This is a genomic window from Macrococcus hajekii (assembly GCF_004359505.1).
GTDB classification, from domain to species: Bacteria; Bacillota; Bacilli; order Staphylococcales; family Staphylococcaceae; genus Macrococcus; species Macrococcus hajekii.
In genome coordinates, this window is sequence record NZ_SCWE01000002.1 from 48,169 (window position 1) to 62,176 (window position 14,008).

The following is a 14,008-nucleotide window of genomic DNA, read 5'->3' on the forward strand; positions in this document are numbered from 1 at the left end:
CTGAAACGCATCATATATCAGAAATTCGAAATTAAATCTTTTATTTTCTAATTATAACGATTATCTTTTATAATCTGATCAACAATTTCTTGCTGGGACATTTCGTCTTTAAATAATATCTCTTCTGCTACTCCCAGTATATCCTCTTCGAGATACCATTTTTTCATCTCTGCTTCACCAAATGACATATCTTTAAACTGATGACGCCGCAATGTCTCTTCATATGAAATGTTAAAGTAATAGACCGATACATTTCCATGATACCTATCGATTAAACCTCTTAACATCTTGCCATGTTTCTGGTTGGTCAGAATGCCTTCCAATATGACATAACGGCACCTTTGCATACCAAAATCCACTAAGGTCTCCAGTAAATCAGACGATATAGAGCCGACTGTATCCTTTACTCTCAACATCTGTCGTCGCACGACATCTTGCGACACCCGTATCGTTCCTTCTCCCAGCTCCTCTTGTAATTGTTGAGCCGTTGATGTCTTGCCGCGTGCTGAATTACCTCTTAATATAATGAGTCTAGTCATTTTTTAGCTGCCACCTCCACACGTCGCTCCGTCGTTTCAAAAAGTATTCAATTATCAGGCCCACACTCAAAGAAAGCAAAATCGTAATCAAACCTATCACCAATAACGTCCGACTAAAAAACACAATGATACCTAGAACCATTAACATCACCCAGGAAATGCTCACTTGAACAACCGTCAGTAGATAAATATCTTTCTCACGGCTGTACATAAAATGCCCTTCATTAGGTATATCCGTCAGATTCTTTTTCAGCCTTTTGAATATTGTAAAGAGATGCCATGCTAATGTAAGTAAAAACGCCAAGCCCTTTAAGTAGACATTGTCGCTACTCACTACAACTAGAGTCATAATCATAGTAACTATCAATCTTAAATCCTGCGGTCCTGACAATAATACCCCTCCTATTCTTCCCACTTTAATATATCACTATAGCCATACGTAAAGGATTCAATCAAATATGCAATAATCAAAGCAATCACTCCTAAATCAGCCACTATCCAGTTCCATGGTAATGAGAATATAACAATCCCTAATACAATCAAATTTATTCCAAATAATATCAGGAAATTTCTAAAATGATAAAGATAAATATCTTTCTCTCTGCTCATAAGAAATTTACCGTCAAGCGGAGCCTCTTCTAGCTGTTTTCTCATATTGAACAATATGTTCAATATTTTATAGCTAATAAACAGGTTTACAAGTGTCATCACGATTAATTTTGCAGTATCTTTGTCGAACCAATTAAATATCGCTTGAACCCACATGACTGTCACAATACTTATCCAGATACTTTTATCTTTCATGATTTCCTACTAATCCATACATTTATTACCATTGTATAGCGATTATTTAAAAAAGAAAAGCCATCTCCTATGAGATGGCTATGTTAGTATAATAAGCTAATATATTTCAATCTTCATTTTCTCTTTATTTTAAGTGCTGAAAACCAGTTTTTCTTTTTGTTAAAACTAGGGTTACTATAAAACCTATGCATAGTCCCATCACTACCATAATATAAGGTAGCTGGTATAAGTAAAAATTCCACGCTTTACTTTCATTTAAATTTAAATTTAAATTGTAATTATAATCATTAATAATTAGCATCGAATGAAAGCACATAATAAATAACATGCACAGAAAATAAGCAATTATGAATACCATATTAAAATTACCATTAAGTCGATGTACTGAATAAATATAATAGAAGTTCAACATTAAACTAATCCCTGCTGTCATTAATCCAATTATAATATACTCAGTGTGGTGATCTAATAAATTAAATATTCCCCAAATTATAAATCCTATCATATGTGAAACTAGTATTAGTATGACATCTGAATAAACATGCATTTTAGACGTTACAGGAAAAGTGTAATACCACTGTTCTAATTTAAACTTCTTTAAATTAAGTTGCTTTTGACTATATAACGTAAACATACTGAACATAGAAATATATGCAAATAATAGAGCAACTGTAAATTTTTCAGTAGTATCGGGCTTAATCAACGTATTAACCAACCAATTTACTATAAGCAACGTAAATGGAGCAAGAATCAACAATAAATATAAAGCTTTTTCTTTAATGACTATCCAATCCAGCAATAATCTAATGCTCATATTATTCTCCTCTCATAACGTTATAGTTATTATGACCATTAAGCATTTTCATCATTATTATGATGCTACCAATTAACCCAATGGTGATAAATATAATAGGAATCCATCTAAATTCTAAAGAAGTTTGAAACGCAGACTCTTTTAAATAATAGTTATGCACTGGCATATAATAGAATAAAAATAATAATATAATTCCTGCAGAAATCAACCACTCAACAATTCTATATTTTTTTCCATCATATTTGAAAGTCATATGGATAATTACATTTGAAAAAAACGACATCAGTATTAATCCCAACATTGGATACATCAGAATAAAAGCATTAATAGAAGCCAGATAAATACACCATATGATCACTGCCAGTACATGTCCAACCAGCATATTTAAATAATCCCCTTTAATCATCTCTTTTAAATTTTCTGGTAACGTTCTAGAAAATTGCTGCATTTTATTAGAAGAGTCATCTGCATAGTAAAGATAATTAGTACTCGTCAACACAATCATCATCAATAAAGAAGTTGTCATTAATAATGAATTCGTAAATGAAGTATGATAAATAACTGTTAAAATTAAGGTAACTAAATAGAGAGGCGTAAAGATTTTCAATGTATTCAACAAAGATTTACTCAAAACAACAGTCATATAAAAGTGTCTCAGCATTATCTAATCACCGTCTTCTGTAGGCGCTCTTTCTTCATAAAATACATTAATTCATCAAGTGTAATACTTCTACAAGAAACTTTTTCACCAAATAACTCTTTAAATACTCTTCCTTCGGTCGTTATACCTACAAAGCTACCTTCTCTTCCTTCCAACCCTATAATTAGTTCATCTAATTCATCATCAAGCAGTTGATCTGAACCTCTAATTAGTTGATACGAACTGAGTAACTTATCTTTTTCTTCCATCAATCGTAGCTCTCCTAGTTCAATAAAAGCCACAAAGTCTGCAACACTTTCGAGATCAGATGTAATATGTGTGCTAAAAAGAATAGTATGCTGTTCATCAAGCATCAGCTCCTGAAAGATTTGCAGTAATTCTAATCGAAATGTAGGATCAAGGTTTGAAGTCGGTTCATCTAAAATTAGTAGTTTTGCCTGATGACCTAATGCAGTAGCTAAACTTAATTTCACCTTCATACCTTGTGAGAATGATTTTATTTTTTGATGATATGGAATTTCAAACAATGTTAAATATTTTATAAATGTTTCATGTTCCCAGCGGGGATAATACATTTGGAATAGTTTTTCTAATTTCTTAGGGGACTGCCATTCAGGAAAATGATTTTCACTAAAAACAATACCAACATCAGATAAAATTTCAGCTCGTGCATTGTTATAACTTTTACCTAATACTTTAATATCACCTAACTTAGGTACCTTCAGGTTTAACAACTGATATATCAAAGAGGTTTTACCTGCACCATTTTCCCCGATCAGACCAGTAATATAACCTTGCGGTATATCAAGTTCATCAATCTTCAGTTCAAACGTCCCTTGTTCCATATAGAGATTTCGTATTTCAATCGCATTCATCATCATTCCTCCCATAGAAATTCTACAATGTCAGCATATTCGCTACGTTCAATGCTCAACTGTCTGGAAAGTTCAATACTTTCTTTAATTTTAAGTTCAAGCCGTCTCAATGATTGCTCTCTAATCATTGTCTGGTTCCCTTTCGCAACAAATGTCCCTTTTCCAGGAACAGAGTTGATATAACCCAGATCCTCAAGTTCTTTATATGCTCTTTTAGTTGTAATCACACTAATGCCTAAATCTTTAGCTAATGCTCTCATCGATAGCAATGACTCACCTTCCCTTAATTCTTTGCACATAATCAATCGAATTATCTCTGACTTCAATTGCTCGTAGATAGGCTTATCACTTTTTTGATTTAACTGGATGTTCATATTAACCTCCTTCGCCATACTGTATATACACAATATATACAAAGAGTACAGTAAAGTCAATAATTAAATTTTAAAACCTCTTATCTGGTTAAATTACTATGCATCATCTATCTAAAGGAAAAATTCAATATAACTGCTGAAGATTATATGAAATAAAAACAACCGAATCCATAAGGATTCGGTTGTTTTATTACTACTATTCGTTTAACTGTCCGACATTCTCTTTTGCACGCTGATAAATCTGTGCCGGATACTGATGAATACGCATCAGTTCTATCGCATTTGATGTCTTTGTGACACCCCTTTTTAGCAGATAATCGAATGTCACATCATTATCATCAGTCAATGTTTCTGAGAAATAATAAAAATCAAATGCTTCTGTCATCATAGAAGTCAGTTCAATATCATGTGTAGCCGTCATCAATGTTACATTAGGCTTGTCGTTCAAATATTTCAGTATCGCTTCTGCTGAGGCCACGCGTTCTTTTGTATTCGTACCTCTTAATATCTCATCGATGAAAATATATACAGAACGATCAGTCTGTTTCAGTATCCGCTTCAATGATTTAATTTCACTAATAAAATAACTATCTCCGGCCATAATGCTGTCCTCAAGATTCATAGACGTATAGAGATCACCCGGTGCTAAAATAAATCGTTCTGCTGTTGCTGTATGCAGACCTTTAGATAATACAATATTAAGAGCCAGCATCTTCATAAAGGTCGATTTACCTGACGCATTTGATCCAGTTAGAATAATGTTTTTCTCAACTTCGATATCATTCGCAACAAATGACTTCAAGAGTGGATGGTAACCTTCTTCAACAATCAGCTGACGCCCTTCCTCAGGCTGCGTATAGTAACTAAGCGTCTCGCGCCATAATGCTGTTGCATAGCTTAAATCATGCAAGCCAATAGTATGAAAACATGATTCATACGTATCATGATTACGATGCATTACTCCAACAGCATAGTGATAGAGGTGATAATCCGCATTAAAAGCTGTTTTCAGTGCGTTTATAATCTGAAGAAAGAAATTCTGATCATTCTGTTTATCATTCAGCATAAAGTAACTCAAAAATCCTGTGCTTCGAAGCTTTCCTTTTTGAACTGGATAAAATGGGCTTACCTTTGAGAGATGATCGGCGCTTCTAATCAGCTGAACAGCATAGAACAGTTCGCTATATTTCGCTTCATTTCTGGAAGTAAAGTTAAATGACTGCACCATATTAAAGCCGATACTCGCTATAAAAGCCGTTAATCCTGCAGTCCATGAGATTGAAAAGAAGAACAAACTCACAAACGGAAGCAGTGTCGTGATTATATACAACTTATTATAATGACTCGTCCGGATATCCTTAAAAATAAATTGAGAAGGGTCGCTGTTCGCATTTTTACCTAAATCAGCAAGCGCCATCGAAACTTGTTCTCTAAAATCTCTATCCGTTTTAATACGTTCCATCAGTTCTTCGTCTACTTTAGGTAAGGTGCCTGCATTTCTAAGGGCTGCATATAAATACTCCTCACCTACTGTGGTGAAATTATAATTGATCTGTCTGAACACAGTATCCATGTTCAAATCATTCCATGTAATATCATCGATGCCCTCATTTTCCAGACAAATACTAGCGTAGTAACCATCGTAACGGATGTAATCCCCTTTTTGAACCTTAAAGCTTATCCGCTTATCCCATAATCCTTTGATACGCTTGTTCATGTTACGTTTATCGTAAACCATCATAGCTAGCCCAAGCACTAGAAAGCCTAATGTAATCCATACATAGTTCAGCAGCATCATAAATCCCCTTCAAGTTTTCCTTTATTTTCTCATAATGGATTTGTTTTGTAAAAACCAAAAAAAAACCCTCCATAATGAAGGGATTCCTTTACTATTCAGCTGCCAGAACATCCTGATAGTCTTTATTTTCTTCTAATACTTTTTTCGCATATGTACAAACAGGTACAATCTTCTTATTGTTGTCACGTGCATATTGAACAGCCGCTTCTACCAGCTCTTTACCTTTACCTTGTCCTTGCAATTCCTCTGATACTTCTGTGTGGTCAATGACGATTTTGTCATCTCCATTAGATACATATGTCATCATTGCATCTGGTTTTGATTCAGAATCTCCAAGATAAAACATTTGATCACCGTGTTTTACATTACTCATTTGTCATCTCTCCCTTTTAATTATGATAGTTACCTATACCCTTTTTTATTGAAACTTTATCATTGACATTACTACTAACTAGTATTACCATAAAGAATGTTGCTACTAGTTAGTAGTATTTGAGGTGAGAAAATGGATATTTCAGTTGAACGTGACTCTGCTGTACATGCCATGATTGTTTTCCGCTTCGCTGATCGGACAATCAATAAGCATGTCGGCAAAAGTATTAAGCAGTCTAATCTTACTCACTCCCAGTTCGGCGTACTTGATGTGCTGTACTGCAAAGGTGAGATGCCAATCTGCAACTTAATGGAGAAGTTACTCGGTACTGCCGGTAATATGACAGTCATTCTGAAAAACATGGAACGAGATGGACTCGTCTACCGCCGAGTATTACCTGACGACAAAAGAAAATCAGTCGTCGGTCTGACAGACGCAGGTAAAGAAAAGTTTGAACAAGTGCTCCCCGCCCATCGCAGTGAGATAGATGAAGTCTTCGATGTCCTGACAGAAGAAGAACGTCATCAGCTCATCACGATACTTAAAAAATTTAAAAACAAATAAAAAGGAGTTTTTATCATGTCCAAAAAAGTATTAGTTATCAATGGTTCAGACCGTGAAGGTTCATTCAACGGCCAATTAGCAAGCCAGTTAGTAAGCGAATTAGAAAATAACGGTGTAAATGCAGAGGTTCTTGATTATACAGAGCTTCCATTACTCAGCCAGAACAACGAATACCCTAACCACACTTCAGTGACTGGTATCCGCGGACAAGTGAAAGAATCAGACGCATTAATCTTTGTTTCTCCAGAATACAACGGTTCATACTCAGCTCGTCTCAAAAACCTGGTCGACTGGTTATCACGTCCTACTGAACAAGGCAACAACGAAGAAGTAACAGTAATCAATGGTAAACCTGTTGCTGTTGCAAGTGCGGCAAACTCAACTTACGGTAAATTCGTTCGTAAAAACTTAAACGAACTCGTAGCATACACGCGTATGAAACCAATGGACCACGAAGGACTCGGTATCAAAATTCCTGGTTCAGCTTGGGGTTCAGGTCAATTAGAATTAGAAGAAGAACAACAACAAAAATTACAAGCATTCGTTAAAGACTTCATCGCATTTATCGGATAATCCAACAGACTGAGGCACAATCCTCAGTCTTTTTTTATGCTATAATTTGAACAAAAATGTGAGGTCTATACATTTGAAAATTAACTATCTTAATCTATGCATCGAAACAGAGAGACTCATTATTCGTCCACTTGAACTAATGGATTTTGATGCATTCCAACATAGCTTTGCCAGTAGAAATCCTAAGCAGAATGAATTTGATAGTGATGATATTGATGTATCTCACTACACACCTGAAACTTTCTCAGAGGTTATTCAAACATTTACCCAGCTTGCAGAATCAGATGAATCCTATATCTTTAGCATCTTCCTTAAAACTACAGGTGAACTACTCGGTAAAGTTGAATTCTCAACACTTTGCCGGGAACTGACAGGCGATATCAACTGGGGCGTACTGGGCTATATTATTCATAATCAGCACTGGGGACATGGGTATGGTTCAGAAGCAGTAAGGGCAGCCATCCCCTTCGCCATGCAGCATCTGCATTACCACAGAATAGAAGCTCATATCACTCCCACTAATACACGCTCCATCAAAGTGGCTGAACACGTTGAACTGAAATATGAATGCACACGTGAACGTTTTATACGTGAAGATGATCAGTGGATTGATAAATGCATATACTCTATTACAGCACCATAAAAAAAGTCAGCCACAGCTAACTTTTTTTATTTAAAATATGAAATGACTTCGTCTTTATCTTTTCGTAACTGCGGTCTTTTTGGATCATGGTCACGATAACCGAGAGACATCATAACGGAAATACCTTCATCATCATGAATGACACCTGCTTCAGTTAATATTTCATTAACTTTGCCATAATGAAAACCTTCAATCGGACAAGAATCCACACCAATTAAGGCAGCAGCAGTCATCATATTACCTAATGCAATATAAGTCTGTTTACTTGTCCAGTCAAAGAGCGCTTTCTCTGAATCAGCGATATCCATATGTTCAACTTGAAAATCTTTATATAAGTCCAACGTCTTTTCAACCTGTTCAGATGGTAACCCCCATCGTTCAGCCAGCTCACGGAATATCGGAGAATCATACTTAGCATTCTTACGTGCAACGAGCAATACAAAGTGGCTCGCTGTTTCGAATTGTTTCTTTGCACCCCAGCTAATGTCATGCAGAGCATTTTTCACTTCTTCATTTTCCAGAACGATAAAACGCCAAGGCTCAAGTCCAACAGAGCTTGGACTTAGACGACCTGCTTCTAATATATATTCAAGATCACTCTGTTCAATCTTCTTGTCAGGGTCATAAGATTTAATCGCACGACGAAATTCAAATGCTGATAATACCTGCTGTTTTACTTGTTCATTATTCATTGTAAAACCTCCTTACCGGCATAATAACATATTGGCTGCCAGAATTCTTTCTTATAAACTCTGAGATAGAAAAATCAAAAAAGCCTCGTTTCCGAGACTTTCAAAAATTCAAACTATGCTTTGACCCAGCCGACTGCGATTGTTCCATATCCTGTATGAACCCCTGCCACATGCACAAGTGGAAGCTTATCTATTGTTTTGTCAGGATATTGTTCTTTTAACCATTCAACCATTAAATCCGCTTCTTCTTGTTCACCGGCGTATGATACACCGATCTTAGATGGATTATCTTCAGCTACTTCTTTTTTAATCTTCTCATGAATAAAATTCAATGCTTTCTTTTTAGAACGAATTTTCTCAATCGGATATAATTTACCGCCTTCAAATTCGATGATCAATTGAATATTCAACAGTCCCGCAATAATACCTTGCGAACGGCTGACACGACCACTGTTTTTAAGCTGATTCAGATTCTTCGGATAGATGATAAGCGTTCCATCTTCAGCAAGTGTTTTAATCTTCCTAACAATTGCTTCGTATGATTCTCCTGCTTCGCTGGCTTTAATCCCTTCTTCGACCATACGACGAAGTGGATAATCACCTACATCTGAATTGATCACTGTAGATTCAATATCAAATTCGCGACTCGTCATCTCAGAACCCTGGTATGTACCCGTCAGTTCCTTCGTTGCATGGATCGCAATAATATGTTTATAGCCATTATCAATTGCTTTCTGATATGTATCATGAAACGATTGAGGAGAAGGCTGAAAAGTTTTAGCTCCATCACCGTAATCTTTTAATAAATCATAAAATTCATCCGTCTGAATATCGATGTAGTCGACATATTCTTTTTCATTCACTATGACACCCATCGGCACGACGAACACATCAGGGTGTTCATTAATACCAAACCCAGATGCTGAATCTGTAATAAATGCAATTTTACCCACGTCATTACCTCCTTGTTTTCCATATCATAGCATAGAAAAACAGGAATTTACTATTAATATCAAATAAATTTAAAAGGTTAAATTTTAACTATCACCTAATATCTGGAGGTTGACTCCTTTGCCAATTATTATTGATGAAAAATGTTTTTTTCATCAATTTTTCGTGAAATTGAATTGATTCACACTTTATATAGAGGATTTATTAAACACTATTATACTGCTGGTTATAGATGTAATAATAACGGTCACACTTACTATAACAGCCTGATAAATATCCGTTATGTGTATTTCTCCTGTTATCATGTTCATATTATTTTGAATTAGATATAGCGGTGAATAATCTGCAATATGCTGATTTAAATTCAGTAAGAACAAACCAACCACTAGCACCAATATTGAAATGAGTACCCCCATATAACTTTTAGTTACCACAGATGCAAGTATTATCACAGATAACAGCACCACTCCAAATTGCCACACCATCCCGTAACTTATCCATCGCTGCTGTCCTAATGGTTCGAAATAATAATTTGTGTACATATAATGTACTACTATTGAGAAAATATAAGCCATACTCCACAACAAGACTGCCATCAGCCATTTAGATAGAACTACATATTTTCTACTCAATCCTTTAGTCAGTAAAATAAGCAAAGTACCTTTTGAAAATTCAGCTGTTAAAGTACCTCCGAAAATAAGTATCATTAAAATTAAGCCAATCTGATTCATATTCTTGAAAAACTGAGTATATGAATGAAAATAAGTCGCTTCCGGTATCGTTACTTTGTCAGCTAAATCAGGCAAAGAATTTTTAATTATATCAGGCATCATTAAAGCAGTTAGAGGGCTCATAATAGCAATAAAAACCATGATCGCTAATACAGACACAACTTTATAAGTCCTTAAGCACTCCATCCATTCTTTTCTTAACATAACCATTAATATCTTCATTCCACCGCCTCCCTGTACAATTGTTCAAGTGTCTGAACATTTATAGCTATATATTCAGGGTAGACATTCAATCTCATTAACTGTTGATACAGTTTTTGTGTTTCTATCATTTTTGTATTTCCACCCAGTTCAATTTCCATAATTATTTTGTCACTACGTCCCTGTACTTCATAGTGTTCAGACAAACATTGCTGTTCTCTTTCGCTTACCTTCATTTCGACGGTTATCTTATTCAGAGCAGGATAGCGTTTCTGAATTTCATCAAGTGTCAGTAACTGCTGATGGCTTAGCACTATGACTTCATCACAGATACTTTCTATATCAGAAAGAATATGCGTCGAGAAAATCACAGTTGTATAGTTTTTAATCTGCTCAAGAATATGAAGCAAATCTCGCCTGCCTTGAGGATCAAACTCTTTTCATTATTTTTATAAATTATACTCTGTAAAAGTTATTGTCACAATTTACTTCTAAATGATGAAATGATACATTATTACTAACTTATTTTGAAATATGGAGCGATTTAAATATGTAGTTAACTTTTCTTCATTATAATACTCAGAAGATATCTTCTTCGTACATCGCGTCGAGCTTAGTTAAAAACTAAATATCAGCTTTTCTCTGGATAGAGCTTCTCTTTGTACGCGGACAGACGAGTCTGTGATTTGGAGAAGGATATGAAAAAACTATCTATTAATTTTAAATACCTGTATTTCAGTCAGCTATTCGCTAATGCAGGAGATATACTGTACATCGTTGCATTGATTGGATATGTCTATGAGCATACACATTCTGCTCAGGCTTCGATTTATGTACCCATCATCATTACTGCTGCTGTATTTTTAAGCGGCTGGTTCGTACCTTATGTGTATAGCAGATGGTCGAAAAAAGAGATATTATTATTTAATCAAACAGCTAAAACTTTTCTAATGGTTGTTATTCTAATATGTGTGGTGCTCACAGAACAAATTTATTCACTTTATCTGCTCGCTTTCTTCAATGCTTTTCTGGATGGTTTCACAAACCCACTGAAGATGGCATTGATACCTTTAACCGAACAGAATGACCATATTGGTTTTGCTAATGCGCAGATGAGTATGATGAGCGGTATTGTGCAGATCGGCTCATGGTCACTTGGTGGCATATTACTATTACTCGGCAGTGAACGGGTGATTGTTATCACCATAGTTCTGTATATTTCGTCAGTCATGTTAATAAGCAGATTAAATTTGCATCAAGACATCTTGGAAACCGAGCAAACATCTATATTCCGTAGCTTTAATAAAATGGTGACAACTAATAGACTATTACAGGAAAGCCATTTTTTAAACATGTCGACATTATTTGAATCAATAGGTCATAGCGTGTGGCTTGCTGCAATCTTGCTTGTATTTATAGCAGAAAGATTACATGCTAATACCTCGTGGTTCAGCTTTATCAATGCCCTGTTTTTTCTAGGTGTAGTAGTAGGAGGCGTACTCCTTACTAAGTTCAATGATACCTTAATGAACTATAGTCGTTTATATATCGTGTCGATTCCATTAGCACTAGCCCTGCTTAATATCCTGTTCGTTTATAATGAATTTTTATTTGTCACACTCGCTATTTCATTTATCTTTGGTATCTGTGACGAGTTGAGAGCAACTCTTATGCATACTCAGATTCAGATGAGACTGGACGATTATTCACTGACTGCGCTTTATACGCTTAACGGTATGATTTATTCACTGTGCTTCTGTGTCAGCTCATACTTGATAGGTACGATAGCAGATTATTCAGTTGTTACTGCGTTTATAATAGCTGCATGTGCTTACATTATTTGTTTCTTAATCAGTATAAAGTATAGAAAACTATTCAAATAAATAAACAAGCCCGATTTCTTAGATAATAAGAAATCGGACTTCATTCTTTTATTTAATCCACTTATCCGCTTCATGATTCTCTTCTTCATACTGCCAGTAGTATAATGTCTTCAGTAATGTATCATCTGCTGGTCTCAACTCTACTTTTTGCCCTATTATCATCGATATCTCCTCCACAAGACGCGCAAATCACATTTCCGCGTCTTGTGGACCGTTATTATTCTTCATCCATTACAACGCTTGGTGACTCAAAGATTTCTATGAAGTTAATCTGGTGGTCTGTCTTATCCAGTACACGGAATATATATCCTTCATGGAATATTTCATCTGCCTCTTCAAGGTGCGTGACCATCCAGCCACCCATTGTATCAATTGATTGACGTTCCATCGTAATATCCAACAACTTTTCGATATCATTGATGGCTGCACTTGAATGGACTTTGTAGTGATTATCTGCAATTTCGATGATACGGTCCGGCTCTTCTTCGTCATGTTCATCACGAATTTCACCGACTAATTCTTCAATAATATCTTCAATAGTCACGAGTCCACTTGTGCCACCGTATTCGTCCATCAGTACAGCCAGATGGATTCGTTTCTGTCTCATTTTTTGAAGTAAGCTGTTGAGTGACACCGATTCAATATCACGGATCACCGGATTGATATAATCACTCAGCTGACTTTGAATCACTTTTTCCCGATCCATCATTGTGAATTTAATGAAATCCTTCATGTGGATGAAGCCGACAATCTGGTCTTTATCGCCTTCATAAACCGGATAACGTGTATAGCGTTCTTCCGCTACTTTCTCCAGTACTTCCGCCATGCTTGCCGTCACATCAAAAGCGACGACTTCGTTTCGTGGTGTCATAATTTCCCGGGCCACTTTGTCATCAAATTCAAAAACGTTGTTGATAACGTTCAGTTCTTCAATATCAATCTCACCAGACTGGTAACTGTCTGACAATAACAGTCGTAGTTCTTCCTCACTATGCGTCAGTTCATGTTCACCTACCGGCTTAATACCTATCAGTTTGATTAGGAGTTGAGCTGAACCATTCAGAATCCAGATGAATGGATACAGAATACGGTAGAAGAACATAATCGGTTTACTGAACATTAAGGTCACCGCTTCTGCCTTCTGTATCGCGATAGTCTTAGGTGCGAGTTCACCGACTACAACATGCAGGAACGTTGCAATCACAAATGCACCGGCAATAGTGAAGCCATGAATCCAGCCATGCGGGATGCCGATTGTTTCAAATAATGGATTCAATATAAATTCGAATGTCTTCTCACCCACCATCCCGATGCCTAGAGCTGTGATGGTGATACCTAATTGACAGGCACTTAAATACTCATCAAGCTGAGAGACGACTTTCTGTGCAGACTGTGAACCACGCTTCCCTTCAGCGACAAGCTGATTCAGGCGAGAGTGTCTGACTTTAACGATAGCAAATTCTGTCGCTACGAAAAACGCTGTCAAAATGATAAGTATTGTAAATATTAATAAATTGATAAAGGTTTCCAAT

The 14,008-nt window shown here is 35.9% G+C and carries 18 protein-coding genes; 4 read left to right on the forward strand and 14 right to left on the reverse strand.

The window, feature by feature from the left end; translation table 11 throughout:
• Positions 1 to 47 precede the first annotated feature (47 nt).
• The 9 genes from ERX37_RS05810 to ERX37_RS05850 form a co-directional block, all read right to left on the reverse strand.
• The gene (locus tag ERX37_RS05810) at positions 48 to 539 is read right to left on the reverse strand and encodes an AAA family ATPase (RefSeq protein ID WP_133429740.1); all 492 of its coding nucleotides are present in this window, start codon (positions 537 to 539) and stop codon (positions 48 to 50) included.
• The gene (locus ERX37_RS05815; protein ID WP_133429741.1) at positions 532 to 930 is read right to left on the reverse strand and encodes a hypothetical protein; all 399 of its coding nucleotides are present in this window, start codon (positions 928 to 930) and stop codon (positions 532 to 534) included. Before ERX37_RS05815 ends, ERX37_RS05810 begins: the two co-directional genes overlap by 8 nt.
• Positions 931 to 941: 11 nt before the next feature.
• Positions 942 to 1,343 (reverse strand): hypothetical protein, encoded by a 402-nt coding sequence (locus ERX37_RS05820; RefSeq protein WP_133429742.1) that lies wholly within the window; start codon positions 1,341 to 1,343, stop codon positions 942 to 944.
• 124 nt (positions 1,344 to 1,467) lie between these two features.
• Entirely contained in the window at positions 1,468 to 2,157 is a 690-nt protein-coding gene (locus ERX37_RS05825; RefSeq protein ID WP_133429743.1) for a hypothetical protein, read from the reverse strand.
• A gap of 1 nt (position 2,158) precedes the next feature.
• A complete protein-coding gene (locus ERX37_RS05830) occupies positions 2,159 to 2,800 on the reverse strand; it encodes an ABC-2 transporter permease (RefSeq protein WP_165981979.1) in 642 nt (213 codons plus the stop codon).
• 17 nt (positions 2,801 to 2,817) lie between these two features.
• Entirely contained in the window at positions 2,818 to 3,693 is an 876-nt protein-coding gene (locus tag ERX37_RS05835) for an ATP-binding cassette domain-containing protein (protein WP_165981980.1), read from the reverse strand.
• A 2-nt stretch (positions 3,694 to 3,695) separates the two neighbouring features.
• Positions 3,696 to 4,067, reverse strand: coding sequence for a GntR family transcriptional regulator (locus ERX37_RS05840; protein ID WP_133429747.1), 372 nt, complete (start codon positions 4,065 to 4,067; stop codon positions 3,696 to 3,698).
• Positions 4,068 to 4,263: 196 nt separating this feature from the next.
• Positions 4,264 to 5,862, reverse strand: a complete 1,599-nt coding sequence (locus ERX37_RS05845) for a MutS-related protein (protein WP_165981981.1) — start codon at positions 5,860 to 5,862, stop codon at positions 4,264 to 4,266.
• Between the two features lie 94 nt (positions 5,863 to 5,956).
• Positions 5,957 to 6,238 carry a GNAT family N-acetyltransferase gene (locus ERX37_RS05850; protein ID WP_133429749.1) on the reverse strand — a complete coding sequence of 94 codons (282 nt, stop codon included), beginning with the start codon at positions 6,236 to 6,238 and terminating at the stop codon, positions 5,957 to 5,959.
• Positions 6,239 to 6,370: 132 nt separating this feature from the next.
• On the opposite strand from ERX37_RS05850, the gene ERX37_RS05855 reads away from it, so the two are divergent.
• From ERX37_RS05855 to ERX37_RS05865, 3 genes are all read left to right on the forward strand, one after another.
• Entirely contained in the window at positions 6,371 to 6,802 is a 432-nt protein-coding gene (locus tag ERX37_RS05855; RefSeq protein WP_133429751.1) for a MarR family winged helix-turn-helix transcriptional regulator, read from the forward strand.
• 15 nt (positions 6,803 to 6,817) lie between these two features.
• A complete protein-coding gene (locus ERX37_RS05860; protein WP_133429752.1) occupies positions 6,818 to 7,375 on the forward strand; it encodes an NADPH-dependent FMN reductase in 558 nt (185 codons plus the stop codon).
• Positions 7,376 to 7,448: 73 nt separating this feature from the next.
• On the forward strand, positions 7,449 to 8,018 hold the full coding sequence (locus ERX37_RS05865; protein WP_133429753.1) for a GNAT family N-acetyltransferase: 570 nt from the start codon (positions 7,449 to 7,451) through the stop codon (positions 8,016 to 8,018).
• Positions 8,019 to 8,044: 26 nt separating this feature from the next.
• Here the strand turns inward: ERX37_RS05865 and ERX37_RS05870 are convergent, their stop codons facing one another.
• From ERX37_RS05870 to ERX37_RS11545, 4 genes are all read right to left on the reverse strand, one after another.
• Positions 8,045 to 8,710, reverse strand: a complete 666-nt coding sequence (locus tag ERX37_RS05870; protein WP_133429754.1) for an NAD(P)H-dependent oxidoreductase — start codon at positions 8,708 to 8,710, stop codon at positions 8,045 to 8,047.
• Between the two features lie 113 nt (positions 8,711 to 8,823).
• On the reverse strand, positions 8,824 to 9,663 hold the full coding sequence (locus tag ERX37_RS05875; RefSeq protein ID WP_133429755.1) for a DegV family protein: 840 nt from the start codon (positions 9,661 to 9,663) through the stop codon (positions 8,824 to 8,826).
• A 186-nt stretch (positions 9,664 to 9,849) separates the two neighbouring features.
• Positions 9,850 to 10,614 carry an ABC transporter permease gene (locus tag ERX37_RS05880; RefSeq protein WP_133429756.1) on the reverse strand — a complete coding sequence of 255 codons (765 nt, stop codon included), beginning with the start codon at positions 10,612 to 10,614 and terminating at the stop codon, positions 9,850 to 9,852.
• The gene (locus ERX37_RS11545) at positions 10,611 to 11,003 is read right to left on the reverse strand and encodes an ATP-binding cassette domain-containing protein (protein WP_188352354.1); all 393 of its coding nucleotides are present in this window, start codon (positions 11,001 to 11,003) and stop codon (positions 10,611 to 10,613) included. Before ERX37_RS11545 ends, ERX37_RS05880 begins: the two co-directional genes overlap by 4 nt.
• A gap of 288 nt (positions 11,004 to 11,291) precedes the next feature.
• Between ERX37_RS11545 and ERX37_RS05890 the strand changes: the two genes are divergently transcribed.
• Positions 11,292 to 12,476, forward strand: coding sequence for an MFS transporter (locus tag ERX37_RS05890; protein WP_133429757.1), 1,185 nt, complete (start codon positions 11,292 to 11,294; stop codon positions 12,474 to 12,476).
• A 217-nt stretch (positions 12,477 to 12,693) separates the two neighbouring features.
• On the opposite strand, the gene ERX37_RS05895 is transcribed toward ERX37_RS05890, so the two are convergent.
• Complete coding sequence (locus tag ERX37_RS05895; RefSeq protein ID WP_133429758.1) at positions 12,694 to 14,007, reverse strand: hemolysin family protein; 1,314 nt, start codon at positions 14,005 to 14,007, stop codon at positions 12,694 to 12,696.
• Position 14,008 lies beyond the last annotated feature (1 nt).